Genomic DNA, 26,401 nt, shown 5'->3' on the forward strand with positions numbered 1-26,401 from the left:
GTCCTGCATGTAGCCGGTGAGGATGCCGTCCTCGATCAGCACGGTGCGCTGGGTGGGGTTGCCTTCGTCGTCGACGTTGAGCGAGCCGCGGCGCAGCGGGATGGTGCCGTCGTCGATGACAGTGACGCCGGGCGCCGCCACTCTTTCACCAATCCGGCCGGAAAACGCGGAGCTGCCCTTGCGGTTGAAGTCGCCTTCGAGGCCGTGGCCGATGGCTTCGTGCAGCAGGATGCCGGGCCAGCCGGAACCGAGCACGACGGTCATGCTGCCGGCGGGCGCGGGGCGCGCATCGAGGTTGACGCTGGCCTGGTGCACGGCCTGGCGCGCGTATTTTTCCAGGATGTCATCGGTGAAGTAGCTGTAATCGAAGCGGCCGCCGCCGCCGCCGGAGCCCTGCTCGCGACGGCCGTCCTGCTCGGCGATGACCTGCAGCGACAGGCGCACCAGCGGGCGCACGTCGGCAGCCAGATGGCCGTCGGAACGCGCGATGAAAATGACTTCGTATTCGGAGGCGAGGCTCGCCATCACCTGGATGACGCGCGGATCCATGGCGCGCGCCTTCTTCTCCAGCCGCTCCAGCAGGGCGACCTTGTCAGCATCGGCCAGCGAGACCAGCGGATCGACGGCGTTGTACAGCACGCGCCCTTCACCGCGCTGCACCATGCCGAAGCTGCGGTTCTGTCCTGCACGCGCAATCGCACGGGTGGCGTCCGCGGCGGCGCCGAGCGCGTCGAGGCTGATGTCATCGGAATAGGCGAACGCGGTCTTCTCGCCCGAGATCGCGCGCACGCCGACGCCCTGGTCGATGTTGAAGCTGCCGGATTTGACCTGGCCTTCTTCCAGGCTCCAGCCTTCGGAACGCGAGTACTGGAAATAGAGATCGGCGTAGTCGACGTCGTGTGTCAGCAGCCGGCCGAAGACCGGCGCGAGCTTGTCGGCGTCGAGTCCGTTTGGCGTCAGCAGCGTGGCCTCGGCGGACTGGAACAGTTGCTCGGCGGTCTGGATGGGTACGAAGGCGTCGGTTGGGTTCATGATGGTGTCCTGAATTATTTGGCGACAGGCTCGCCCCCGGTCGGGGACAAGCGCTTGGCCGGCACCCGGCGTTCCACCACATCGACTTCGATTTGCTGGCACTGGATGAAGCGGTGCTTGAGCGCGGGCAGACTCTTGCGCAGGCTGGCCTGGTAGGCCGGGTTGATGTTGGCGATGACGACGCCGGAACCGCGGGGCAGGCGGTCGAGCACCACACCCCACGGGTCGACGATCATGCTGTCGCCGTGGGTTTCGCGGCCGGACAGGTGATAACCGCCCTGCGCCGGCGCGATCACGTAGGCGAGGTTTTCGATCGCGCGCGCGCGGATCAGGGTCTCGAAATGCGCGCGTCCGGTGGTGGCGGTGAAGGCCGACGGCACCACGATGATGTCGACGTCCGGCATGGCGCGGTACAGTTCGGGGAAGCGCAGGTCGTAGCAGACCGACAGGCCGATGCGGCCGAACGGACTGTTGATGACGACGACCCTGTCGCCCGGCTCGATCAGCTTGGCTTCCTGGTAGTGCTCGTTGCCGAGATCGAGGCCGAAGAGGTGGATCTTGTCGTAGCGTGCCACCAGCTTGCCGCGCTCGTCGTAGACCAGGCAGCTGTTGCGCACCTTGTTCGCCGTGCTGGCCTCCAGCGGCACCGAGCCGCCGACCAGCCAGACATGGTGTTTCTTCGCCGTACGCGCGAGGAAGGCCTGGATCGGGCCGTGACCTTCGGCCTCGCGCACCTTCACCACATCGGCGTCCTTCATTCCCATGATGCAGAAGAATTCCGGCAGCACGATCATGCGCGCACCCGCCTCGACGGCCAGCTCGATGAGACGTTCGGCCTCGGCCAGGTTGGCAGACACATTCGGGCCCGACGCCATCTGGATGGCCGCCACGCGCACGGTGCCCGCCTGCGGGGCCGGCTTCTTGACTTGCGCCCCACGGGAGCGAGCAACGGTGGTTTTAACGGGTTTTTTTGTTGGCATGGTCGGATTCCACAATCAGGGTTCGGTCACTTGATTATCAGGTTTGGCCTTCGCTTTGGACAGCCGCTGGACATCGGGGGCCTGCCACGCGCCGGTCACCATGTATTCCTGGCTGATGACTTCCTCGATCGGATCACGCAGCAGTTTCTGCGCGGCCAGCGCTCCCACGCCGGCCAGCGGTCCGCCAAGCAGGGCACCGGCCACGGCCACGCCTTCGGACAGCTTCGGAATCACTTTCACCCGCAACTGCACGGTTTCCTGGTTGAGGTCGGCCAGGCCGGACATGTTGACCTTGGCGGCCGGTCCGCGCATCTTGAAGTCGTCGCTGTAGACCACGCCGCGCGCAATGCGCAGCGTGGCGCCGATGTCGTCGAAGGCATAGCCTTCATTGAAGATATCACGGAAATCGAAGTTCAGCCGGCGCGGCAGCGATTGCAGGCTCAGCACGCCGAGCAGTTTCCCGGCCCCGGGATCGATCTTGAGGAACTGTCCCCCCTTGGCCTTGAAGTCGAGCTGGCCGGCCAGCGTGGCCAGCGCGAAATCCGCAGGCGAGCCTTCCCAGGTGGCACTGCCCTGGATCTGCGCGGTCCCGCGTTTGAGCGTATCGGGATAGCCGAAACGCGCCAGCAGCTTGCCCGCATCGGACACGTTCAGGCTCAGGTCGGCCCGGGTTTCGCCCGGGCCGCTGTCACGCCACAGGCCGCTCATACGGAACACACTGTCGGGATGCGTCAGTTGCAGGTTGTCGATCACCAGCCCTTGCGGGGTACCGTGCGCCGTGGCTTCCAGCCGCCCCAGCGCATGATCCTGCAACCGGAAATCCTCCACCGTCAGATCCAGTACAGGGAAGTCCGATGCCTTCATGTTGCTGCCGGTTTCCGGCCCGGCTGCCGGCAACCGGGCCGGAATGGTCAACTGCCTGAACTGCGCCGAGATCCGCGCGGGTTGATTGCCCGCCGGCCGGTAGGTCAGCACGCCATTCAAGCCGGTGCCGCTCACCTGGGCGCGCAACAACCCGCTACGGTTGCGCCCCTGCAGGCGAATATCCTGATAGCGCCGCCCCATCAGGTCGAGCGCATCGAAACTCAGGTCGATCGCCGACACCGACAAGGGTTCGCCGCTTTCGCCGCCGGGCAGCAGATCCATCCAGCCCGAAATATCCAGGCCGCGTCCGTTGCCCGCCAGGCGCAGCCCTGGCTCGCCGGGCATCACGGCACGTCCGCCGAAGCGGAGCTCGCCCCGGTCGAATTGTCCTTCGGCGGTACTGCGCCAGACCGCCCCCACGATCCTGCCGAGTTGTACGTCGTGCAATTGACCGTTGGCTTGCGGCTGGCTGGTCACCACCAGCGGCAACGGCTGTGTGGCCGTCTTGGCCAGCGGCGCCGGCAGGCTGCTGCCCAGACCCGTCAGATCGGACTCGATGCGAACGCGCTCGCCCGTCGGCTCCAGATCGATCTGCCCACGCCAGGCTGTCTGCCCCGACACTTGATCCTTCCAGGCCGTGCCCAGCCACGATGTCAGACCTGCTGCAGTGGCGCGTCCCTGTGCCAGGATCTGGACTTGGCCGGATCGGGTTTGCGTGTCGAGGCGCAGCGGGCCGCCGAGAAACTGCGCGGTGATGTTCTTGGCGGCCAGGCTGTTCCCGGTGAAATCGATATCGCCGCGCGCCTGGTCGATCCGCGGCAGGCCAGGCGGCAACAGCGTATCGCCCAGGAACGACAAGCGACCGACCAGCGTCGTATCGTGGCTGCGACGCAGCGGCACCTGCAGACTCAAGGCGAGTTTCATCGGCCCGCTGCCGTCCAGTGCGGCCGTGAAACCGTGCAACCGCCCGCCGACCGGGCTGGTATTGGCAAAGCGGATGAAATCCTGGATCGGACCGTTGGCCTGGCCGTCGATATGCAATTGTTCGTCGTGATGCAACAGATCCGGGATCACGGCTTTCACCGGCGCCAGGGCCACGCCGTATATCCGCGCCTGGCTCGAGGTCACTTCCATCATCCGGCCCTGAAACAGCAATCGCCCCTGGATGCCTTCGATACGCGGCCAGCCAGGCACGTAGTCGATCACCGCATCCTTCACCTGTGCGTCGACCTGGAACACGCCATCGCCCGAATCGAAAGGGAAACGCATCAGGTCGCCTTTCAGGTTCAACTGCACGTCATCCGAACGCCCTGCCACGACACCCCGCTTGACCCATTCGACCGTATGGTCGCCAATATGCTTCGGCAGGTAGCGGTACACCGCCGTACCGTCGGCGCGACTCAGATGCGCCGTCAGGTCGATGAGACCGCGCTGGCCGGGGATCAGTTCGTAGTAGCCGTTCGCCGACCCGGCCATGTCCGGATTGGAAAAGGCCATGTCGTCCAGTGTGAGGCGGCGGCCGCGCGGCGTCTTCTGCCACTTGCCGCGCGCATGCAGGCTGTCGATCGCGAACGAGGGTTCGCGGAAGAGGTCGGGCAGGCCCAACGTCATCTGCTGCGAATCGATCTCGAACACGCCTGCGCGCGCATCGCCCTCGATGCGCCCACTCAGATTGGACAGGCCCGGCTGGTTGTCGACCGCGGCCACGCCGAGGCCGCTGAAACGGGCCGTCATGCTGAAATTGTCCAGCCCCGGCTGCGCGCCCGTCCAGCCGAACCGCAACAGGTCGAAGCGGCCTTGCGGCTGCAGGGCTTGCAGGCGCGCGCGCAAGGCCGCATCCATCGGCAGGCTCGGCAGCAGCGATTGCCAGCCGCCCAGACTGAACGCCTGGGCCGTGATTTCGTGCGACGTACCGCCCCACGACAGGCCCGCATTGAACGGCGCGCCGAGGGCGGCGCCCGGGCGCGCCACCCGCAGGTTGTCGAAGGCCACGCGGTACCCGTCCGGACCGTGCTGCCACTGGGTCTGGCCGCGTACCTGCGCCAGCCGTACCGGTGGCAGGTCGTCACCCAGCTTCATCTCGATGTCATGCAGTTCGAGTCCGGCCGTCACGCCGGCCAGCGCACCGCGCGCCACTTCGAACTGCATGTTCAGTGCGCCCCGACCCTGCTGCGGTTGGTACGGCAGCGCCAGCCAGGCGGCAAGGCGCGAAAACGACACCCCTGCCACGTTCGTATCGACTGTCCCGTTCCAGCTCTTGAGGTCGTCCACCTGGCGCGCATGCAGCTTCGCCACGATCTGCACCGGGCGCGCCAGGCTGGCCGGGGGAATGGCGCGCAATTGCAGGCGATGCGACCAGCGCACATTGGTCAGCGTGAAATCGACCGCCGTCAGAGTAAGCGGCGGCGCATCGCGCACTTCGTCTATCCAGGTGAGCGTGGCGCTCCCGGCATGGACCTGCCCCTGTCGCAGCAGCCAGCTGGTAAATCCGCTGTCCGGCGCGGCCGGGTTGATCGGGATGCCGCCGACGTAGAAATGACCGTCGCGCGCGCGCCGCACCCCGAGCACCAGGCCTTGCAACTCGATGCGCGTGAAACGCGGCTCCAGGAACAGCAGCGAACGCCAGGCAAACGCTGCCTCCAGTTCGGGCAGGTAGAGCGCCGGATGACCCTGCTGGTCGTACAGGCGCACGCCGCGCAGACGGAATTCCGGACGCGCCTGCTGCCATACGCCCGACACCGCTTCCAGCGTCACGCGTTGCCCCAGCGCGCGCGACATGAGATCGGCGACCGTATCGCGGTGCGTTGAAATGTTCGGCAACACCCAGAAGAACATCAAGGCCACCGCCGTCGCAAAGCCCGCGGCGGCCAATGCCGTCAGCGCTGCCAGCCAGCGCGAGGCGCGGCGCAGGAACAGGGACAAGGCGGGGGAAACGGTCATAAAAATACGGTTCTCGGACCCGCTGATTCTATGCGCTTAGCCGTGTTTTGCGGCGGCAACATCCCGGTAAATTCCGGGTTTCATTCGTCCGTGAAACGATGAATCTGCCGCCGGTCGCGTTTGGTGGGCCGTCCCTTGATGGTGGCGGCCGGATTGGTCGCTAGCTTGCGGTCGTCGGCCTGCCGCTGGCGGCGCGCCTGGCTGGCGGGGTCCTCCTGGTAGAGCGCCTGCGCCACCGGCGCAGGCCCGCGCTGCATGGCCAGCGCCCGGACCGTCAGTGTCCAGTCGATCTCGCCGAGATGGAGATCCAGCCGGTCGCCGGGTTTGACGTCGCGCGCGGGTTTGACCCGCTCGCCGTTCAATTTCACCCGCCCGTTGTCGATCGCCTGGGTGGCCAAGCTGCGGGTCTTGAAGAAACGCGCGGCCCACAGCCATTTGTCGAGCCGCATCCGGTCGAGCGGCACCTTCTCAGTCGGCATCGATCACTCCCGCAAATACCTCGGGCTTCGCCAGCGCCCGCATGAACCAGTCGAGCGCCCGCCCGGCCTCGCCGCTGCGCCAAGCCAGGTGCAGGGTCTCGCGCGGATTGCCGCCCGCCCACTCGCAACGCACCAGACGGCCGGCCGCCACCTCACGTTCGGCCAGCCAGCGCGGCAGCGAGCCCACGCCCAGCCCGGCCTGCTGGGCGGCCAGCTTGCTCGGCAGATCAGCCACGGTCAGACGCGACTGTTGCGCCAGCCAGCCCGCGCTGCGCAGCGGCAGATTACGCGCGGTGTCGGCGATCACCACCGCACGGTGCGCCGCGAGGTCGGCCTGGGTCAGTGGTTTCTTGAGGCGCGCCAGCGGATGCTGCGGCGCCACGCAGAACACGAATTCGACACTGCCCAGCGGCCGGCTGCGAATGCCACTGCCAGCCGGCGCATCGCCACCTGCGATCGCCAGGTTGGCACAGCCGGACGCGAGGGCATCCCAACTACCGGCCAGCACCTCGTGGCGCAGCCTGATTTCGGTCGACCGGCCCTGGCGATAAAACGCATCCAGCACCGGCAGCAGCGGGGCGACGGGAAGAATGCCTTCAACCGCCAGCGTGAACTGCGGCTCCCAGCCGCCCGCCACCTGTCGCGTCTTGTTCTCCAATGCATGCGCCGCACCCAGCAGCGCTCGCCCTTCCTCCAGCAGCAGACGCCCCGCCGGCGTGAAGCGCGCGCGATGGCCGGAACGGTCGAACAGCAGCGCATCGAGCTCGGCCTCGATCTGCTGCACGGCGTAGGTCAGGGAGGACGGCGCCCGTCCCAGTTCCTCGGCCGCGCGAGCGAACGAACCCTTGCGGTCGATGGCGTCGAGGATGGACAGCGCCTCCAGGGTCAGCGGCATGTTCGAACCATTCGAATGAGTTGATCGAATTGTGCCGGTTTTACTCGCGGAAAACCACGCCTATAGTCACCCCATCGCCTGAACATCAATCCAACCGACAGGAGCACACATCATGCTGACCGTACGCAAATCATCCGAACGCGGCCACGCCAATCATGGCTGGCTCGACAGCTTCCACACCTTTTCGTTTTCGAACTATCGCGACCCCAACTGGATGGGCTTCGGCCCGCTGCGCGTGATCAACGACGACCGTATCGCACCGGGCGCGGGTTTCCCGACGCACAGCCACCAGGACATGGAAATCGTCACCTGGGTCCTGGCGGGCGCACTCGAACACAAGGACTCGCTCGGCAACGGCGGCGTGATCCGTCCCGGCGAATTGCAGCGCATGCGCGCCGGGCACGGCATCGCCCACAGCGAATACAACGCCTCGGCCAGCGAACCGGTGCATCTGTTGCAAATCTGGATCAAGCCGGACGCCTACGGCCTGGAGCCGGGCTACGAACAGATCGCCTTCGCCCCCGAAAGCCTGCAGGGCCAGCTTCGCCTGATCGCCTCGAACGATGGCCGCGACGGCTCGGTGACGATCCATCAGGACGCCGCCATTCATGCAGGCCGGTTGGCGACAGGCGACCGCGTCACCCTGAACGTGGCGCCGGGGCGCCGTGCCTGGCTGCATATCGCGACCGGCCGGGTCAAGGTCCAAGGCTATCCGCTGGAAGCCGGGGATGCGGTGGCGGTCCGCTTCGAATCGGCGGTCGACATCGAGGCGCTGGAACCCAGCGAACTGATCAGCTTCGATCTTCCCTAAGCCTTTGGGGCTTCGACCCCCTGGCCGGCCCCGATACAATCACTCACTTTTTGATGCAAGGACACGTCATGCCCAAGATTCTCGCTTTCTCCGGCAGCATCCGCCGCGATTCCTGGAACCGGAAACTCATCCGGGTTGCGGTGGACGCGACCCGTGCCGCGGGCGGCGACGTCACGCTGATCGATCTGGCCGATTACCCACTTCCGCTCTACAACGGCGACCTCGAGGAGCGCGACGGCCTGCCCGACAATGCGCAGCGCCTGAAGGCCTTGTTCAAGGAGCACGACGCCCTGCTGATCGCCAGCCCGGAATACAACAGCTCGATGCCGCCGCTGCTGAAAAACACGCTCGACTGGGTGTCGCGCGAATGGCAGGGCGAATCGGGCCTGGTGCCCTACCAGAACAAGGTCGCCGCCATCCTGGCCGCCACGCCCGGCACCTTCGGCGGCATGCGCATGCTGCCCCACCTGCGCCAGGTCCTTAACACGCTGGGCGTGCTGGTGCTGCCCGGCCAGTTCTCGCTGGCCCATGCCGACACCGCATTCGACCCCGAGAACGGGGCACTGAAATCGCCTGCACGGCTGCACGCGCTGGTGGTGGATTTGGTAAGAACCACGACGGCGCTCGCGCGTCCGGCCGACCAGCCATAAAAAAGCGCCCCGAAGGGCGCTGGCTTCTGCAGAGCAAGGCGTATGCGGCCGGCCTGCCGTTAGCCGCCGGCGATCGGTCCGGCTGGATGGCTGGAGGCGGGCCCAGCGCCGGAAACCCCCGCCTGGAGTGCGTGGGACGGCGCGGCATGGCTGAATCCGGCATAGCATGAGAGGGCGGCCACCACAGCCAGGCACAGGACGAATCCCGGCGCACTGCCGGTTCGGTAGCAACGGCGATTGTCGGTGGAGCGGACGGGGAACGGGCATTGATGCGACATAGGGCCTCCTGGTTCAACACTGCACCTGAATCGGGGCAACGACGACGCCATCAACCTGAAATCTGGCAGCCCCGCTATCTTGACCCGGATGCAACCCGACCAAGACCGGAAGCTTTGCGTCCCCGCCTCGCGACGGGTTTGCCCTTGTACGACTTATCTACAGTAACGACGAAATATCGGCAGACTTTAGGGCGGACGCCTAAAACAATTTCCCTATTTATCAATCGATTGAGAAGAACTGTCGTCCACAGCCCGTCCCATGAACGACGAGGCCCCCTTTCGGGGGCCCCGGTAACGACGCGGCAAGCCGTTTCCCGACGGCCTTATTGCGACAACATCCTGTCCTTGGCCACGAAGTACTTGCGGGCAAAGGCCACAAGTTGTCCATCGCCGGGGTGATCGACGGTTTCGACCCCCACGACTTTTTTCACGATGTCATGATCGTGCGCATGGATATGCTTGATCAGTTCGAGCTTGGCGTGACCCGGGCCAACGATCAGGATTTCCGTGGCGCCGCTCAAGGCCTCCACGACATCGTGGTAATACTGCTGGTCCTCGGGCTGGCGGCTGCCGCTGACCGAGCCGCGCTTGCGCTGAAGATGGCGCGGCGGGTTGACGGGATGGATCACTGATTTCTCGACATCGTCCGGGCTGACGTGCATGACACGCGCCTCGTTGTGATCGAGCCAGACAACTGCATGGTAGTGCGACATAACATTCCTTTCGGGCTAATCGAATGAACAAATCCTTAATTGAAAAATAGGCCAAGGCTGCGCGACTGCAAGCGGCCGGCCCTGCCGAGCGGCAGCCGGCGCCTGTTTACCTGACCGCTTCCTTCAACTGATCCAGGATCGCCGGGTTCTCCAGGGTGGAGACGTCCTGGGTGATTTCCTCGCCTTTGGCGATCGCACGCAGCAGGCGGCGCATGATCTTGCCGGAACGGGTCTTGGGCAGGTTGTCGCCGAAGCGGATTTCATCGGGCTTGGCGATCGGGCCGATTTCCTTGCCTACCCAGTCGCGCAGTTCGGCGGCAATCTTCTTCGCTTCCTCGCCGACTGGCCGCGTACCTTTCAACACCACATACGCCACGACCGCCTCGCCCTTGATGTCGTGCGGACGCCCCACCACGGCGGCTTCGGCGACGCGCAGGTTGGAAACCAGCGCGGATTCGATTTCCATGGTGCCCAGACGATGCCCGGACACGTTCAGCACGTCGTCGATGCGGCCCATGATCCAGAAATAGCCGTTGACGTCGCGGTGCGCCGAGTCGCCGGCGAGATAGGTCTTGCCGCCGAGCTCCTCCGGGAAATAGGTCTTGACGAAGCGGTCCGGGTCACCCCAAAGGGTACGCAGTTGCGACGGGAAGGGGCGCTGGATCACCAGGTAGCCGCCCTGCCCTTTCTCGACCGGGTGGCCATGTTCATCGGTGATCGCAGCCAAGATGCCGGGCAGCGGCAGGGTGCAGGAACCCGGCTTGGTCGGCACCGCACCGGGCAGCGGCGAAATCATGTTGGCGCCGGTCTCGGTCTGCCACCAGGTGTCGACGATGGGGCAGCGGCCGCCGCCGATGACCTGGTGGTACCACATCCAGGCTTCCGGGTTGATTGGCTCGCCGACCGTTCCCAGCAGGCGCAGCGAAGTGAGATCGTACTGTGCCGGCAGGTCGGAGCCAAGCTTGATCAGGCTGCGGATCGCGGTGGGCGCGGTGTAGAAAGTGGTGACCTTGTGCTTCGCGACGGTCTCCCAGAAGCGCCCGGCATGCGGATAGGTGGGAATGCCCTCGAAAATGACCTCGGTCATGCCGAGCGCCAGCGGGCCGTAGGCGACATAGGTGTGGCCGGTGATCCAGCCGACGTCGGCGGTACACCAGTAGACATCACTATCCGGCTTGGCGTCGAATACCCATAGCATCGATAGGATGCCACCAAGCAGGTAGCCGCCGGTGGAATGCTGCACGCCCTTGGGCTTGCCGGTCGAGCCGGAGGTGTAGAGGATGAACAACGGATGTTCGGCGGACACCCACACCGGCTCGCAGGTCTCGGCTTGGGTCTGGACGAGTTCGTGCCACCACAGGTCACGCGTTCCCCAGTTGACCGCACCGCCGGAACGGCGATACACGACCACGCGCTCGACGCAGGAGGTGTCGCCCATCGCCAGCGCCTCGTCGACTGCGCGCTTCAGCGGCACGGCCTTGCCGCCCCGCAGCGATTCGTCAGCCGTGACGATCAGCTTGGCCTTGGCATCCTCGATGCGCTCGAACAGGCTCTTGGCGGAAAAGCCGCCAAACACCACCGAATGGATGGCGCCGATGCGCGCGCACGCCTGCATCGCCACCACGGCCTCGATGCTCATCGGCATGTAGACGATCACACGGTCGCCCTTTTCCACGCCGAGCGACTTCAGGCCGTTGGCGAACTGGCACACGCGGGCATGCAGTTCCTTGTAGGTGACCTTGGTCACCGCGCCGTCGTCGGCCTCGAAGATCAGCGCGGTCTTGTCGCCCTTGGTCGCCAGATGGCGGTCGAGGCAGTTGTAGGAGACGTTCAGTTCACCGTCGTCGAACCATTTGTAGAACGGTGCCTTCGACTCGTCGAGCACGTGGGTGAACGGCGTTTTCCAGGCAATGTGCTGGCGTGCCAGATCGGCCCAGAACCCTTCGTAGTCGGTTTCTGCCTGGCGACACAACGCCTCGTAGGCGGCCATGCCGGATACATTCGCCTGCTTGACGAACGCATCCGCTGGCGGGAAAACACGGGTTTCGGTCAAAATCGACTCGATGGCTGCCATACAGTCTCTCCACTGATAAAGTGTTGCGATAATCTCAGATTCTAATCCAAGCCATGAGCCATCCCGCACTTGAACGCGTTGCCCGCTGTTCACGTTATGGTCGTCGCCTGCTGACGGCGCAACCGAACCTGGCAGAAACCGTGGCGGGCCAGCTGGGCCAGGCCTTCAGCCGGGCGGCCATGCAGGCCTTTCTTGCCGCGCCCGCCTGTGCCGACGAGACCGCCCTGCACCAGCGCCTACGGCAATTGCGCCAGCGGGTGTGGCTGATCGTCACCGCGCGCGATCTGGCGGGCCAGGCCGATCTCGCCGAGGTGATGGCCACCTACAGCACGCTGGCCGAGGTGTGCATTGCCGCCGCGCTCGACTTCCATCACGCCGAACTGGCCGCGCGCCACGGCGAGCCGCGCGACGAAAACGGGATGCCGCAGCAGATGGTCGTGGTCGGCATGGGCAAGCTCGGCGGCTTTGAGCTCAACGTGTCGTCCGACATCGACCTCATCTATCTCTACCCCGAGGAAGGCGAGACGGCGGCCGACGATCCGTCCGCCTCGATCCGGCCGCTTTCCAACCACGAATTCTTCATCCGCCTGGGGCGCAAGCTCGCCGCCGCGCTGGGGGAGAACACCGCCGACGGCTACGTCTTCCGCGTCGACCTGCGGCTACGCCCGTGGGGCGAATCCGGCCCGTTCGCGATGGGCTACACGATGCTGGAAGACTACCTGGTGGCACAGGGGCGCCCGTGGGAGCGTTACGCCTGGATCAAGGCGCGCCCGCTCACCGGCAGCCGCCACGACGAACTGATGCAGATCGTGCGGCCCTTCGTGTTCCGCAAATACCTCGATTTCGGCGCCTTCGCCGCGATCCGCGACTTGCACGTGCAGATCCGCCGCGAGGTCGCACGTCGCGAGATGGCGCACAACGTCAAGCTGGGGCCGGGCGGCATCCGCGAAATCGAATTCACCGCGCAGGTGTTCCAGCTCATCCGTGGCGGCCAGATTGCCGCATTGCAGCAGCAGCCAACATTGGTCGTGCTGGACGCACTGGTGAAGACCGGCCTCATGACTGCCGACGCGCAGCAGGAACTCGCTGCCGCCTACGATTTCCTGCGCCGGCTGGAGCACCGCATCCAGTACCTGGACGACGCGCAGACCCAACTCCTGCCGGACGACGCCGAATCGCAGGCCATGCTCGCCGAGGCAATGGGCTTCCCCGACTACGCGGCCATGCTGACAGCGCTCGACCGCCATCGGAATAAAGTCACGCGCCATTTCGAGCAGGTATTCGCTGCGCCGCAGACCGACCAGAACAGCCATCCGCTGACCGCCGTGTGCTGCGGCACCGCAGACGCCGACGCCATCCAGGCGCTTCTGGAGAACGCCGGCTACGACGACCCGCCGCGCGTACTGGCGACGCTCGACGCCTTGCGCCAGAACGCCGCACGGCTGCCCGAATCGACGCAGCTCCGGCTCAACGCCCTGCTGCCGCCTGCGCTCGAAGTCATCGGCGGCCAGACCGACCCGGCGGTCACGCTGGAGCGCTTCGCCGCGCTCATCCAGTCCGTGTCCCGGCGTGCCACCTATCTCGCGCTGCTGGCCGAATATCCGGCGGCGCTGCGCCAACTGGTACGCCTGCTGGCGGCAAGCCCATGGGCCGCTCAGATGATCACGCGGCAGCCGCAACTGCTGGACGAACTGATCGCGCCGCAACACCTGATGAGCACGCCCGACTGGACGCAGCTCGCCGCCCAGCTGCACGCGGAACTGGACGCCCACCCCGGCGACACCGAAGCGCAGATGGATGCGCTGCGCCGCTTCAAGCAGGTGCAGACGCTGCACCTGCTTGCGCAGGATGTGGCGGGGCGGCTGACGCTGGAAGCGCTGTCCGACCACCTCTCCTATCTCGCCGACACGCTGTTGAACGAAACCCTGGCACGCTGCTGGGCTGGCCTGAAGACGCGCCACCGCGACACGCCGCGCTTCGCCATCGTCGGTTACGGCAAGCTCGGCGGCAAGGAACTCGGCTACGCCTCCGACCTCGACCTCGTGTTTCTCTATGACGACGCGGACGAACGTGCACAGGAAATCTACGCGCGGCTGGCGCAGCGCATCAACACCTGGCTCGGCACGCTCACCTCGACCGGGATTCTGTATGAAACCGACCTGCGTCTGCGCCCGGACGGCGCCTCCGGCCTGCTGGTCAGTTCGACCGAAGCCTTCCGCGACTATCAATTGCACCACGCCTGGGTGTGGGAACACCAGGCGCTGACGCGCGCCCGCTTCGTCTGCGGCGACGCGATGATCGGCGCAAGCTTCGAGGTCCTGCGCCGCGAAGTGCTGAGCGCCCCGCGCGATGCCGCCAAGCTACGCGAGGACGTACTGGCGATGCGCGAGAAAATGCACGCCGGCCACGTCAACAATTCCGACCTGTTCGATCTCAAGCACGACCGTGGTGGTATCGTCGACGTCGAATTCTGCGTGCAGTATCTGGTGCTGCGGCATAGCGCCGGCCACCCCGAACTCGCCGACAACGTCGGTAATATCGCGCTGCTGCAGCGCGCCGGTGCAGCCGGCCTGATCCCCGCCCCCCTCGCCCAGGCTGCCGCCGACGCCTATCGCGAACTGCGCCGCCGACAGCACGCGATCAAGCTCAGCGGCGCGGAATACGCCCGTGTACCACCGGCTGCGCTGGAAAGCGTGCGCGCCACGGTCACTGCACTGTGGGCGCAGGTGATGGACACGGCCACCTGAAATTCCTGCGATGATTAGCACTTTGCCGTATCCGGAGATTGCATCTTGAGCCCCAACGCCCTCGCCGCCAGGGAAGCCCTGCGCCAGTTTCGCGTGATTTTCGGCGCCGTGCGCCAGCATTTCCAGGCGGTTGAAAAAGCCTGCGGCGTCAGCGGGGCGCAGATCTGGGCCATGGCCGCGCTGCACCAGACGCCCGGCATGAAGGTGTCCGAACTGGCACAGGCCTTGTCGATCCACGCTTCCACGGCCAGCAATCTGCTCGACAAGATCGAGAAATCAGGATTGATCCGGCGCGAACGCAATAGTGTGGACCAGCGCGTAGTACGCCTGTATCTCACCGATGCCGGGGAAAAAGCACTGGGGAAGGCACCGCAGCCACTGACCGGCATCCTGACGCACGCCCTGGGACAGTTGCCGGATGACGCCTTGGCCCGCCTCAACCAGGATCTGGCAACACTGATCGCGCACATGGGCGAAGTCAACACGCAATACGCGCAAAAGCCCTTGTCGGAACTCTGAACCCTTGATTACGGGCTGGCGTATAGCCAGCCACGCCGCACCAGCGCCTTCTCGATTTCCACGCCGACGAACACCACCGACGACAGGCCCAGGCACATCGCCAGCTCGCCTGCGCTCAGCGGCGCGGTCCTGAAGATGGGATTGAGCCAGGGCACGTAGAGCACGGCCATCTGCAGGATGAAGGTCAGCAGCAGCGCGCCGGCCAGCGGTACGTTGGAGAGCGCCCCCAGGGTGAACAGCGACTCGCGCTCGGAGCGGATCGCCAGCACATGGCCCAGCTGCGACAGCGTGAGCACGGTGAACACCATGCTCTGCCAGTGCGCCGTACCGACATGGATCGCCCACGCCTGCGTCAGCAGCGACACGCCGCCCATCAGCAGGCCCACCCACAGGATGTGCTGCCACATGCCATGAGCGAAGATACTTTCTTTCGGCGGTCGCGGCGGCCGCTGCATGACGTCGCGTTCGGCGCGCTCGCCGGCGAGCGCGAGCCCCGGCAGGCCATCGGTGACGAGGTTGATCCACAGGATGTGGATCGGCAGCAGCGGGATCGGCAGGCCGAGAAAGGGCGCGAGGAAGATGGTCCATATCTCGCCCGAGTTGCTCGTCATGGTGTATTTGACGAACTTGCGGATGTTGTCGAAGATGCGACGCCCCTCGCGCACCGCATGGACGATGGTGGCGAAGTTGTCGTCGAGCAGCGTCATCGCTGCCGCCTCGCGCGCGACGTCGGTGCCGCCCTTGCCCATCGCGACGCCGATGTCGGCCATCTTCAATGCCGGCGCGTCGTTCACGCCGTCGCCGGTCATGGCGACGAATTCGCCCTTGTCCTGCAAGGCCTGCACGATCTTGATCTTCTGTTCCGGATTGATGCGGGCGTACACCCGTACCGATTCCACCTCGCGCTCGAATTCCGCCAGCGACAGCCGCGCCAGCCTGCCGCCGGTGAGCACCTTGCCGCCGTCGTCGATGATGCCGAGCCGGTGTGCGATGGCGCGCGCGGTGGCGGGATGGTCGCCGGTAATCATCACGGGGATGATGCCGGCGGCCTTGCAGGCGGCCACCGATTCGGCCGCCTCGGGGCGCGGCGGGTCGATCAGGCCGGCCAGCCCGATGAAGGTCAGATCGCTTTCCAGCGTGGCGGCATCGAGCGTGGCAGGCAGGTGCGGCAGCCGCTTCAGCGCGAAGGCCAGGACGCGCAAGCCCTGCGCGGCCAGCCGTTCGGCTTCGTCATGCAGCGCGGCCTGATCGATGGCGACGGTTTCGCCAACGCCCAGTTGATCGGCACACAGCGCCAGCACGCCTTCGGGCGCGCCCTTCACCAGCAGCAGGACCGCCTCGCCCTCGCGGTGCAGCGTGCTCATGCGCGCACGATCGGAATCGAAGGGAAGCTCAGCCAGGCGCGGCAGCGTTACCTGCCATTCCTGCTTGCTGAATCCGGCTGCCTGCGCGGCTTCGAGCAGCGCGGTTTCGGTGGGATCGCCGCTCAGCTTGCCGTCGCCACTGGCCACGGCATCGTTGCACAGCGCCATGGCGAGCCCCAGTTCATGCCACGGCGGCGATTCGTCCCCGGACAGGCCCGGGCGGGTTTCGCCGCCCGCGAGCACGCAATCGACCTGCATGCGGTTCTGCGTGAGCGTGCCGGTCTTGTCGGAGCAGATGGTGGTGACCGAGCCGAGCGTTTCCACCGCGGGCAGACGACGGATCAGCGCGTTCTGCTTCACCATGCGCGCCGCCCCCAGCGCGAGCGAGATGGTCACCACCGCCGGCAGCGCCTCGGGGATGGCGGCGACCGCCAGGCTGACCGCGGTGAGCAGCATCGTCAGCGGCGGCTCGCCGCGCAGCCAACCCGCCACGAAGATGATGGCGCAGATCGCCAGCACCACCAGCGCCAGGCTCTGGCCGAAACGCGCCAGGCGCTTTTGCAGCGGCGTCTTGCCGGATTCCCCGGACAGCAACGCGGCGATCTTGCCCAGCTCCGTCTGCATGCCGGTGGCTACCACCAGCCCCCGCGCGCGACCGTAGGTGGCGATCGTTCCCTTGTACGCCAGATTGAGGCGGTCGCCGAGCGGCAAGTCTTTTTCATGCAGACGCGCAAGCCGCTTGTCGACCGGCTGCGACTCGCCGGTGAGCGCGGATTCGTCGACCTTGAGCGAGGCCAGTTCGATCAGGCGCAGGTCGGCCGGCACGATGTTGCCGGCCTCGAGTTCCACCAGGTCGCCGGGCACGAGCTCCGTCGCGTCGATGAGTTCCGGGCGCCCCTCACGGATGACGCGCGCCTGCGGGCTGGCCATTTTCTTCAAGGCCGCCATCGCACGCTCGGCGCGGTATTCCTGGACGAAACCGATGATGCCGTTGAGGAACACGATGACCACGATGGCGATGGTGTCCTGTGGCTCGCCGATGAAGCCGGCGATCACCGCCGCGGCGATCAGCACCAGGATCATGAAGTCGGTGAACTGCGACGCGAGCATGGCGAGCGGGTGGCGGCGGCCGGCCTCGTGCAGGATGTTGGGGCCTACCCGGCCAAGTCGCGATTTGGCGGCTTCGGCAGTCAATCCCACGTCCAGGTCGCTGTCGAGATGTGCGGCGACCGCCTCGCTGTCGAGGCAATGCCAGTGCCGGACCGATTCGCCGCGATCAGTCGCCATGCAAATAGAGGAAGAGTGTGTTCAACAGATAAATGACCAGCAGCAGCAAGCTGATCCAGCTGACCGTGCGGAATACGCGCGAAGCGGGCCGCAGCACCAGTCCGACCACGGCCAGCCCGCTCATCATCATGGCGGAGAAGGCCGAGGTCGCATGGGTGATCGACACATGCGCCAGCAACGGGCCGGGCAGGTAGACCAGATCGTCGATGGCGAGAATGGCGATATTGAACAGATTGCTGCCGAACAGGTTGCCGATGGCCAGATCGACTGCGCCGATACGGAGCGCAGCGATCGTGACCACGACTTCGGGTGCGGAGGTGACGGCCGCAACGAACAGCGTCCCCACGAAACTCTGTTCCCAGGCTATGGCCACGGCCAGATCCTTGGCGATGAACGGCAGCCACGTACCGGCTGCCACCACCGCGACCGAGGCCAGGGCATAGCCCTGGACGGCCTGCTTCAGCGTCATCTCGGGGTGGATCTCGACGCGATCTTCCACGTATTCGCTGACCTGCGCCTGTTCATACCGATAGAGCGAGCGCATGGCCAGCAGGTACAGCAACAGGATGACCGGCGTATAGAGGCCGACATGGCCAAGGGAAGGAAAGGTTCCGGCACGGTACAGCAGCAGATTGAACCCGGCGAAACCGATCAGTGCGATGCCGTAGCCGGCGGACAGAACGTTGCCCTGGCGTGCGCGGGTGTAGACGGATTCCTTGCGGTACAGGAAATCGAGCAGCACGATGATGAGCAGGTTGAATACGCAGCTGCCCATGATGTCGCCCACGGCGATATCCGGCACCTGGGCGATCGTCACCGAAGACAGGCCGGTGACCAATTCCGGCAGCGACGTGACCGTGGCCAGCAGGATCAGGCCCACCCAGCCGCGGCTGAGTCCGCTTTTCTCGGCGATGATGTCGCCATAGCGCGAAAGCCTCACGCCCGCCACGCCGATCACGACGAGACAGGCGAACAACGAAGCCCAGATGAATGCGATTTCCTGCATAACGTGTTTGATGCAGCCTCGAATTCGGCGACACCTCGAAACGAATACTCCCGATTGCCTGGCGGTAACGGGCCGGGCCAATACCGGGCATCCCGCATGCCGCAACATGCCTGCCACCGAATCGGCAGGACATGGATGTCCGCAGCCAAAGGGTAACATGATGGTTGCCTGCAATCGTCGATATACCGGGCGTCGCCCGGCGCGCCGTGCAATATGAACTACCATTGCCGGAAAGCAAGGGCAGTTTGCGGGATGGTTTGCCTCGAGACGACAACGGCCAGCCCGATGCCTTCGTGCGCACGGCCTGCTTTGCTTCCATCGCCGCACTGTTTCCGACCAAGGAGTCGCCATGACCCAGGCCAGTACCCTGCTTGCCGCCACCGACTTTTCCGCTCCTGCACGCCATGCGCTGGAACGCGCCGCACAGCTTGCGCAAACGCGTCCCGGGGCCGGCCTCACCCTCGCGCATATCGTCAGCGGATCGGCGCTCGACGCACTGCACCGCATGCTGCCCGGCGAAGCCGTCACCCTGGAAACGCAGCTGCTCGCCCAGGCAGGAAAAAGCCTGGACGAACTGGCTGCCCATCTGGCGGGACACCATACGTACAGCATCGATACCGTCGTGACACAGGGATCCGCCGCCGCCGCCCTGGTCGACCTTGTCGAGACGCGCCCGGCCGACCTGCTGGTGATGGGCGCACGGGGTAAACATTTCGTAGTGGAGGTACTGCTCGGCTCCACCACCGAACGCGTCCTGCGCAAATCCCGCCGCCCGTTGCTGGCAGTCAAGCAACGCCCGCAGGCACCCTATCGGCGCATCCTCGCGCCCGTCGATTTCTCCGATCACGCCGCCGCCGCCATCCATGCCGCCCATGCCTGGCTACCTGACGCCGACATCGTGCTGCTGCATGCGTTCGAGGTGGAATGGGAGAGCACATTCCAACTCGCCGGAATAGATGACCAGCAGATTCATGAATATCGGATTCAGGCGCGCGATGCCGCACAGAAAGCGATGGAGACTTTCATCGGCAGGCTACGGGTGCCGGCTCGGCAGCTGACGCGTCAATTCGTGCATGGCGCCGCCACGTTACGCATACTGGAACACGAGCAGACGATGGATGCCGACCTGATCGTGATGGGCAAACATGGGCAATCGGTAATGGAAGAACTGCTGCTCGGTAGCGTCACCCAGCACGTGCTGACGCATTCCAGCAGCGACGTGCTGATTGCAGGCCATCCCGGCTAGCGAATCCACGCGTCGAGCCGTTGCGCCTCAGGACGTCGCTGCCGGCACTTCCTGCAGCAGACGCAGCGGCGGCGCGCTGCCGTCCTTGTTCTGTCCGGCATACACGGTGAGATGCGGGAAGGGAATCTCGACGCCGGCGGCGTCGAACGCCTTTTTCAGGCGGTACAGGAATTCGCGCCGCACGCCCCACTGCTCCAGCGGCATCACCTTGAAGCGACAGCGGATCACGACGGCCGAATCCCCCCATTGGTCGACGCCGGCAATTTCAAGGTCGTCGACAATCTTGCCGCCCAGTTCCGGATCGGCGCGCAACCCGGTCGCCACCTCACGCATCAAGCCATAGATTTCGTCGACATCCTCGCGGTAGGCGACGCCGACATCGATCACAGCATAGGCGAAACCGCGGCTGCGGTTGGTCACGGTATCGACGTGTCCATTCGGGATGTAATGCACGCTGCCTTCGTAATCGCGCAGGCGGATATAGCGCAGGGTCATCTCTTCGACCAGTCCGCCCTTGCCGGCCACTTCCACCACGTCGCCCTGGCGTATCTGGTTTTCCAGCAACAGGAACAGGCCGGTGAAGTAATCCTTGACCAGGCTTTGCGCGCCAAAGCCGATGGCGATGCCCAGCACGCCGGCGGCGGCGAGGATGGGCGCGATCGAGATGCCGACCTCGCTCAGGACCAGCATGGCGGTGACCAGCGTGACGACCACCAGGATGATGTAGCGAAACACCTGCTCCAGCGTATTGAGCCGCTTGATCCGTTCGGGATCGTCGACATCGTGCTGCATGTGCCGCCGCAACCGCGCCACGGCCTTGCGCGCGACGCACAAGACCAGCCATGACAGCCCCAGGATGAGGAGGACATGCAGGGCGGTCACGACCAGTTCGCGCCATTCCCCTAGATAGCCGATTGCCGTGTTCAGATAATCCGTGGGCATGAAAATTCAGTCCTTTCCTACTGCGCGCGCCAGCGGGCGGAATTGCAGATGATGAAACAGTTGCAGGTAGCGGCTGACTTCGCCGCGCTCCAGATTGCTGACGAATTTCCAGAAACCGTAGATGCGCGACAGCGTCATCATGCGTTCGGCGTACAACTGCCAGGTGTAGCGGGCGGCCACGCGCGCCAGGGAGCCGGTAGAAATACGCTGCCAGCGCGTCGGATCGGCCGCACACTGCTGCAGGAAATCGGCGATCGCCTCGGCGGCGGCCGCGCCCTCGTTGGGGTCGATGTGGAAACCCGACACGCCATGCTGGATGATCTCGAGCGGCCCACCGTAGCGCGTGGCGAACACCGGCAGGCCGGAGGCCATCGCTTCGATCAGCGTGAGGCCGAAGGCTTCGAACAATGCGGGCTGGACAAATACACCACGCCGGTCGGCGACATGGCGGTAGAGTTCGCCGGCAAGGTTCTTGTCGAGGCGGGTGCCCAGCCAGCGCATCCGTCCATCCAGCCGGTACTGGTCCATCAGCGCATGCATGCGGGCGATCTCGGCCTTCTCCTCCTCGTCGGTCGAGGCCGCCGCGTCGATGTAACCGCCGACCACCACCAGGTTGGCGGCTTCGGCCAGGCGTTCGCAGGCACCGAACCATTCGGTCAGGCCGGTGAGGTTCTTGATGCGGTCGAGCCGCGCCATGGTGAAGATGAGCGGCTTGTCGGGGTCGTCGAACTGTCCGCGGAACGGCACGCCGGGGTCGGGCGCATAGAGCAGGCGCTCGATCTCGGGCATCAGTGAATGCAGGCGTCGCGCCGTGTCGGTGTAAGGGAAATAGATACCGGCGTCGGCGCCCGGCGACACGATGTTGAACTTGGGATCGAACAGGTCGATGCCGTTGACGACACGGTACAAGCCCGGCAGGGTATACGCTCGGTAGCTTTCGTACTGCCCGATGCTGTGCGCGGTGCCGGCGATTTCCTGGTAGGTGCTGGTGATGATGAAGTCGGCATGGTTCATGCCGATCAGATCCGCCGTGTACTGGCAGGCAAAGTGATAGGTCGCGTCGTTGGCTTCCCAGTACAGCGCCGAGTGCAGGTACTTGGTCTGCTCCAGCGCATGGGCGATGTTGCACTGGGTCACGCCGAGCCGCTCCGACAGCAGGCTGGCCACCAGGTTGCCGTCGGAATAGTTGCCGATGATGAGGTCCGGGCGTCCACCCAGCTGGGCGAGCGCCTCACGCTGCACATTGACCGCGAAGGCTTCCAGGTAGGGCCAGATTTCGAAACGCGAAATCCATTGCCGCACGATTTCACCATTGGAATGATGGAAAGGCACGCGCACGATCCAGGCATGGTCCGTGCCCTGGATTTTTTCCAGCGGCATGTTGCAGGTGGTGCCGTCCGATTCGGGAATCAGTCGGGTCACGACGACGATCTTCGGATCGACCTGCACACCCTGGATCGCCATGCGGTCACGCATCTCGTGCTCCAGCGCGCGTACCTGGTCGAGGATGTAGACCACCTGACCGCCGGTGTCGGGGCGTCCCAGCACATTGTCCTGGCCGAAATAGCCGTGCGGCGACAGGATCAGCAGACGCGAGATCATCGGAATGCGCGCCAGAAACGCTTCCAGCGCGGTGGGCGACGGGGCCTCCAGGATATCGACCAGCAGGCCCATGGTTTCGCTCGTCCGCGCCGCCGTGGCACCCCAGCCAGGCTCGAATCCCAGCCGGCCAAGCGCGGCCGCCAGGTCGACCCACGGCGTGTCGGGGTCGCGCGCTTCGAGCTGCTGCATGGCCTCGCGCAAGGCGGCACGCAAGGCAGTCACGTCGCCGAGGTGCGGCGCCAGCATCAGCTGCTGGCCGTCGATCGAGTGCATGCGCAGGAAGTTCAGCATCCGCGCGTGGCCCACCTCGGGCCGGGTGAACATCGCGCTCGCCAGATGCCGGTTGAGATGCAGCACGCCCTGCCCGATCGAGCGCGTTTCCTGCAGCCGCGGCACATGGCGGCCAAAGGGTTCGAAATCGATTTCCAGCACGCTATCGCCGTCGTTCGGCGGTTTCACGAACAACTCCTTGGACGCGAGGAATTCGCTCACCGACACGCTTTCCGGCATCAGTTGCTCCTGATGCATGCGCAGATAACGCCAGCGTCCCGCCCCTTCGCGCAAGGCGAAATAGGCCCAGGGGTGCTGGAACACGCCTTCCTGGAAATGACGCACAGCCTGTTGCAGCGGCGTGCCGTCGAGCGAACTGGCGGATTCCGCAGCCAGGGTGTCGAGCACATGGCACAGGTCGCTTTGCAGCAGCAGCACGCGGTTCTCGGCGAAACAGCGGCGCAGAAAGGCATCCACCGGATCGCGATGATCCGTCGTCCAGGTTCTCAATGCATCGATCATGCCGCCTCCTGCTGTAACGTCGGCGCCGGGTTGCAGGCAAACCCGTAATGCGCCATGCCTTCGAGAATGCCGGATGCGCTAGGCGTCTCGGCGAAATAGATCTGTTCCAGCCCGCGCAGCTTTTCCAGTTCGGCGCTATGGTTGGACACCACCACGGCCTGCGTGTCCCCAACCAGCATTTCCAGATCGTTGCCGGAGTCGCCCGCCACCAGGAAGGCACGCAACGGCAATCCCCATTTATAGGCCAGATAACGGATGGCCTGTCCCTTGGATGCGCGGACCGGCAGCACGTCGAGGAAGATATCGTGCGAATGGATCAGGTTGGCATGCAACCCTGCCTGGCGTAGAAGTGCCTTGAGTTCGCGCAATGTCGGCGCCGTATCCGGGTCGGCGTTGAAACTCAGTTTGAATTCACTTTGCTGATCGTCGGATTGCAGCGTCAGCCCTGGCAGGCCTGTGAACAACGAAGCCACGGCATCGCGCCGCCACAGGTGCTGGATATGGCGGCGCCAGCCGCTATCGGGGCGGATCTCGGGACCGTAATGGATTTCACTGCCGACTGCGGTGATCAGTACGTCGGGCAGCGGGACACGCGACTGCCGCAACACGTCGAGCGTACTCGGCAGATGGCGCCCGGTCGCCACGCCGAAGCCGAAGCCGCGCGGCTGCGTGCGGAGTACGCGAATCAGGGCGTCGAGACCGGCGCGGTCGCCCAGCAATGTGTTATCGATGTCGCTGACCAGCATGCGCCGCACGTAGGGCATGAGGCTGGCCGCTGGACGATGCACTTCGCGTTCGCGCCGTACCTGTTTGCGGCTACGGCGGATCACCCGGTCGACCGCCTTGAGGTATTTCTCGACATGGGCATCCCAGGTGTAGTGACGTGCCACACCGCTGATGCCGCGCCGCGCATAGCGCTGCCAGGCACGAGGGTCCGATACCACGTCGAGCAGGCCGCGCGCGATGTCCATGCTGTCGAGGGGATCGACCAGCACGCCGTTTTCGCAATGCGCAATGATGTCGGGGGGGCCGCCGTCGCGGGTGGCGACCACCGGCAGACCGCTCGCTGCCGCTTCGATCAGGGTCAGGCCAAAAGGCTCGGTCAGTGCCGGATTGACGAACACACCCCGGCGTTGTGCCGCCAACCGGTAGAGCGCTGGGATATCGTCCGGCTGATGCTGTTTGGGCAGCGCCACGCTGCCCCACAGGTCGTAGCGGTCGACGTCGAGCAACAAATCCTTCAATACATCCGCCTGGGCCTCATCCAGATTGCGAATGTCGTCACGGTTGCCCGCCACGATCGCGAGATTGGCGCGCGCGCGCAACTCGGGCGATTCGCCATAAGCCGCCACCAGCCGTTCCAGGTTCTTGCGCATTTCGGGACGGCAGATGGCGAGGATGAGCGGCTTCTTCGGCTGCGTGAAAAAGCGATCGACCAGCGCCGGCACATGGGGAGGAATCGGCGCACGTCCGGGCGGCGCGAAACGCGACGTATCGGTGCCGGGCGGAACCACCACGATCCGCGCCGGCTGATGGTTTTCATACAGGCCATACTGTTCGCTGCTTTCCTGCGCGGTACTGGTGACCACCAGGGCGGCGTGTTCGAGCACCTCCTCCTCGGCAGCGATACGACGCGCAAAATTGAACTGGCGATCGATCGCCTGCGCCTTGCGGCCATGGTCGAGCAAACGCTGACGCTTGCAGCGCCCGAGCGAGTGGCCGGTATGCACCAGCGGAACACCCAGCAGCTGCGACAGATGCACGCCCACGTAGCCGGCGTCGGCATAGTGGCTGTGGATGACATCGGGCAGGCGCGGTTGCTGGCGCAGATAGCTGAGGGTGCGGTCGACCAGTTGATCGAGGTGACTCCACAGGCTTTCCTTGCGCAGATAACGCCTCGGCCCGCAGGGCAGCCGCACCAGACGCGCACGCTCCCCCAGCGCTTCGCTCGGCACCGCATAGTCCGGCGACACCGAGGCATCGTCGACCAGGCGCGTGACCACGTCGACCTGCTCGATCCGGGGATGGCGCCCCAGCGCCCGCGCCAGTTCGATCACGTAGAGCGTCTGGCCACCGGTATCGGCGTCGCGCCCCAGTTCCAGGTCGTGTCCACGCATCAGCCCGTGCACACTCAGCATCAGCACATAGATATCACGCACGCATCACCTCAGATTCGAGCCGCCAGTCGCGTATGAACGGACGATAGAAATCCTGCGAGGCCGGTACCGCACCACGTATGCCGCACAAGGCGCGAGCAAAGGCATCGGCGCGCGCCAGCTGCTTGGCCAGAGGCCAGCCGCGCAACATGCCGAGCATGAACACGGCGGCAAAGCCGTCGCCCGCCCCCACGGTATCGACCACCTGGCTCAGCGGCGTCCCGGTCACCGATTCGATACGCCCGGCGGCATCGAGCGTCCAGGCGCCCCCCGCGCCGCAGGTCACGACCAGCCTCTGCAGGTCGAAGCCCGACAGCAGCACGGCGGCTCGGGCTTGCGGCGTGGCGCCATCGAGCGAAAAAAGATCGCCAATGCGGACCAGTTCGTCCTCATTGAGCTTGGCCACGCGGGCCTGCTGCAGCGACCAGCGCAAGGTGTCGGCATCCACCCAGGGGTCGCGCAGGTTGACGTCCAGAAACGCGCACGCATCGACAGTGGCAAGCAGTTCACGCAACGCGCGGCGCGAATCACCCCGCTGCGACAGTGTGCCGAAGTAGACCATCTGCGGATGTAAGGACAGGCCTACCATCCGTGCCAGACTGGCGTGAATGTGGTCGTAGGCCTGGTCGGACAGGATGTCGAACGCATGGCCGCGAGCGGTCTCGGTCACCTTGACCCGTCCGGTCGGACGCGCCGGATCGCGCTGCACGCCGCGCATGTCGAGGCCGCGTTCGCCCATCGCCTGCAACAGCTGGTCGCCCAGCGCGTCCTTGCCCGCCCGCGTCACCAATACTGGGTGCGCACCCAGCGCGCCGAGATGACACGCCACGTTGAATGGCGCGCCGCCCAGCACGTTGCGGTCGCGAAACTGATCGACCAGGGTTTCGCCAAAGGCAATCACAGTCTGGCTGTCCTCCCGGACCGCAGCGTGGGGTGCTGTCGCTTCACTCGGCATCGTCATGATGAACACTCACATAAAACATATTGCACAATAGTTTCTATTGACACGCTGGCCAACCGAAGA

General features: G+C 65.2%; 18 protein-coding genes and 1 riboswitch. Of the genes, 5 read left to right on the plus strand and 13 right to left on the minus strand.

Annotated elements, in window-relative coordinates:
* The 5 genes from ABT23_RS03515 to ABT23_RS03535 all read right to left on the minus strand — a co-directional run.
* On the minus strand, positions 1 to 1,032 hold a 1,032-nt coding region (locus tag ABT23_RS03515), incomplete at its 3' end, for a metallopeptidase TldD-related protein (protein WP_296631268.1).
* A 14-nt stretch (positions 1,033 to 1,046) separates the two neighbouring features.
* Positions 1,047 to 2,012, minus strand: coding sequence for a carbon-nitrogen hydrolase family protein (locus ABT23_RS03520; protein WP_296631270.1), 966 nt, complete (start codon positions 2,010 to 2,012; stop codon positions 1,047 to 1,049).
* Between the two features lie 15 nt (positions 2,013 to 2,027).
* Positions 2,028 to 5,816, minus strand: coding sequence for a YhdP family protein (locus ABT23_RS03525; RefSeq protein WP_296631273.1), 3,789 nt, complete (start codon positions 5,814 to 5,816; stop codon positions 2,028 to 2,030).
* Between the two features lie 80 nt (positions 5,817 to 5,896).
* Positions 5,897 to 6,295 (minus strand): RNA-binding S4 domain-containing protein, encoded by a 399-nt coding sequence (locus ABT23_RS03530; RefSeq protein ID WP_296631277.1) that lies wholly within the window; start codon positions 6,293 to 6,295, stop codon positions 5,897 to 5,899.
* On the minus strand, positions 6,285 to 7,190 hold the full coding sequence (locus ABT23_RS03535) for a LysR family transcriptional regulator (RefSeq protein WP_296631278.1): 906 nt from the start codon (positions 7,188 to 7,190) through the stop codon (positions 6,285 to 6,287). The genes ABT23_RS03530 and ABT23_RS03535 overlap by 11 nt, the downstream gene beginning before the upstream one ends.
* 112 nt (positions 7,191 to 7,302) lie before the next feature.
* On the opposite strand from ABT23_RS03535, the gene ABT23_RS03540 reads away from it, so the two are divergent.
* Together ABT23_RS03540 and ABT23_RS03545 are read left to right on the plus strand one after the other, a co-directional pair.
* On the plus strand, positions 7,303 to 8,001 hold the full coding sequence (locus tag ABT23_RS03540) for a pirin family protein (protein ID WP_296631281.1): 699 nt from the start codon (positions 7,303 to 7,305) through the stop codon (positions 7,999 to 8,001).
* A 68-nt stretch (positions 8,002 to 8,069) separates the two neighbouring features.
* Complete coding sequence (locus ABT23_RS03545) at positions 8,070 to 8,651, plus strand: NAD(P)H-dependent oxidoreductase (RefSeq protein WP_296631285.1); 582 nt, start codon at positions 8,070 to 8,072, stop codon at positions 8,649 to 8,651.
* A 339-nt stretch (positions 8,652 to 8,990) separates the two neighbouring features.
* Positions 8,991 to 9,082, minus strand: a riboswitch (cyclic di-GMP riboswitch).
* A gap of 170 nt (positions 9,083 to 9,252) precedes the next feature.
* On the opposite strand, the gene ABT23_RS03550 is transcribed toward ABT23_RS03545, so the two are convergent.
* Both ABT23_RS03550 and acs read right to left on the minus strand, forming a co-directional pair.
* On the minus strand, positions 9,253 to 9,642 hold the full coding sequence (locus tag ABT23_RS03550) for a translational machinery protein (RefSeq protein ID WP_296631288.1): 390 nt from the start codon (positions 9,640 to 9,642) through the stop codon (positions 9,253 to 9,255).
* 106 nt (positions 9,643 to 9,748) lie between these two features.
* A complete protein-coding gene (gene acs, locus ABT23_RS03555) occupies positions 9,749 to 11,716 on the minus strand; it encodes an acetate--CoA ligase (protein WP_296631290.1) in 1,968 nt (655 codons plus the stop codon).
* Between the two features lie 53 nt (positions 11,717 to 11,769).
* Here acs and glnE point away from each other — a divergent pair, with 53 nt between their 5' ends.
* Entirely contained in the window at positions 11,770 to 14,463 is a 2,694-nt protein-coding gene (gene glnE, locus ABT23_RS03560; protein ID WP_296631293.1) for a bifunctional [glutamate--ammonia ligase]-adenylyl-L-tyrosine phosphorylase/[glutamate--ammonia-ligase] adenylyltransferase, read from the plus strand.
* A gap of 45 nt (positions 14,464 to 14,508) precedes the next feature.
* Positions 14,509 to 14,982, plus strand: coding sequence for a MarR family transcriptional regulator (locus ABT23_RS03565; protein ID WP_296631296.1), 474 nt, complete (start codon positions 14,509 to 14,511; stop codon positions 14,980 to 14,982).
* Between the two features lie 8 nt (positions 14,983 to 14,990).
* Here the strand turns inward: ABT23_RS03565 and ABT23_RS03570 are convergent, their stop codons facing one another.
* Together ABT23_RS03570 and ABT23_RS03575 are read right to left on the minus strand one after the other, a co-directional pair.
* Positions 14,991 to 17,633: a cation-translocating P-type ATPase gene (locus ABT23_RS03570; RefSeq protein WP_296631299.1), complete on the minus strand. Its 2,643-nt coding sequence runs from the start codon at positions 17,631 to 17,633 to the stop codon at positions 14,991 to 14,993.
* Positions 17,623 to 18,639: a sodium:calcium antiporter gene (locus tag ABT23_RS03575; RefSeq protein ID WP_296631305.1), complete on the minus strand. Its 1,017-nt coding sequence runs from the start codon at positions 18,637 to 18,639 to the stop codon at positions 17,623 to 17,625. The genes ABT23_RS03570 and ABT23_RS03575 overlap by 11 nt, the downstream gene beginning before the upstream one ends.
* A 349-nt stretch (positions 18,640 to 18,988) precedes the next feature.
* Here ABT23_RS03575 and ABT23_RS03580 point away from each other — a divergent pair, with 349 nt between their 5' ends.
* Positions 18,989 to 19,885: a universal stress protein gene (locus ABT23_RS03580; RefSeq protein ID WP_296631308.1), complete on the plus strand. Its 897-nt coding sequence runs from the start codon at positions 18,989 to 18,991 to the stop codon at positions 19,883 to 19,885.
* Between the two features lie 27 nt (positions 19,886 to 19,912).
* Here ABT23_RS03580 and ABT23_RS03585 read toward each other — a convergent pair whose 3' ends face one another.
* Genes ABT23_RS03585 through ABT23_RS03600 form a run of 4 tightly spaced genes read right to left on the minus strand, consistent with a single transcriptional unit; the run spans position 19,913 to position 26,338 of the window.
* Positions 19,913 to 20,827: a mechanosensitive ion channel family protein gene (locus ABT23_RS03585; protein ID WP_296631310.1), complete on the minus strand. Its 915-nt coding sequence runs from the start codon at positions 20,825 to 20,827 to the stop codon at positions 19,913 to 19,915.
* A 6-nt stretch (positions 20,828 to 20,833) separates the two neighbouring features.
* Positions 20,834 to 23,221: a sucrose synthase gene (locus tag ABT23_RS03590; RefSeq protein WP_296631312.1), complete on the minus strand. Its 2,388-nt coding sequence runs from the start codon at positions 23,219 to 23,221 to the stop codon at positions 20,834 to 20,836.
* A complete protein-coding gene (locus tag ABT23_RS03595) occupies positions 23,218 to 25,380 on the minus strand; it encodes an HAD-IIB family hydrolase (protein WP_296631314.1) in 2,163 nt (720 codons plus the stop codon). Before ABT23_RS03595 ends, ABT23_RS03590 begins: the two co-directional genes overlap by 4 nt.
* Positions 25,373 to 26,338: a PfkB family carbohydrate kinase gene (locus ABT23_RS03600; protein ID WP_296631317.1), complete on the minus strand. Its 966-nt coding sequence runs from the start codon at positions 26,336 to 26,338 to the stop codon at positions 25,373 to 25,375. Before ABT23_RS03600 ends, ABT23_RS03595 begins: the two co-directional genes overlap by 8 nt.
* Positions 26,339 to 26,401: the final 63 nt, after the last annotated feature.

It is taken from the genome of Thiobacillus sp. SCN 63-57 (assembly GCF_001725555.1).
Taxonomy (GTDB): Bacteria; Pseudomonadota; Gammaproteobacteria; order Burkholderiales; family Thiobacillaceae; genus Thiobacillus.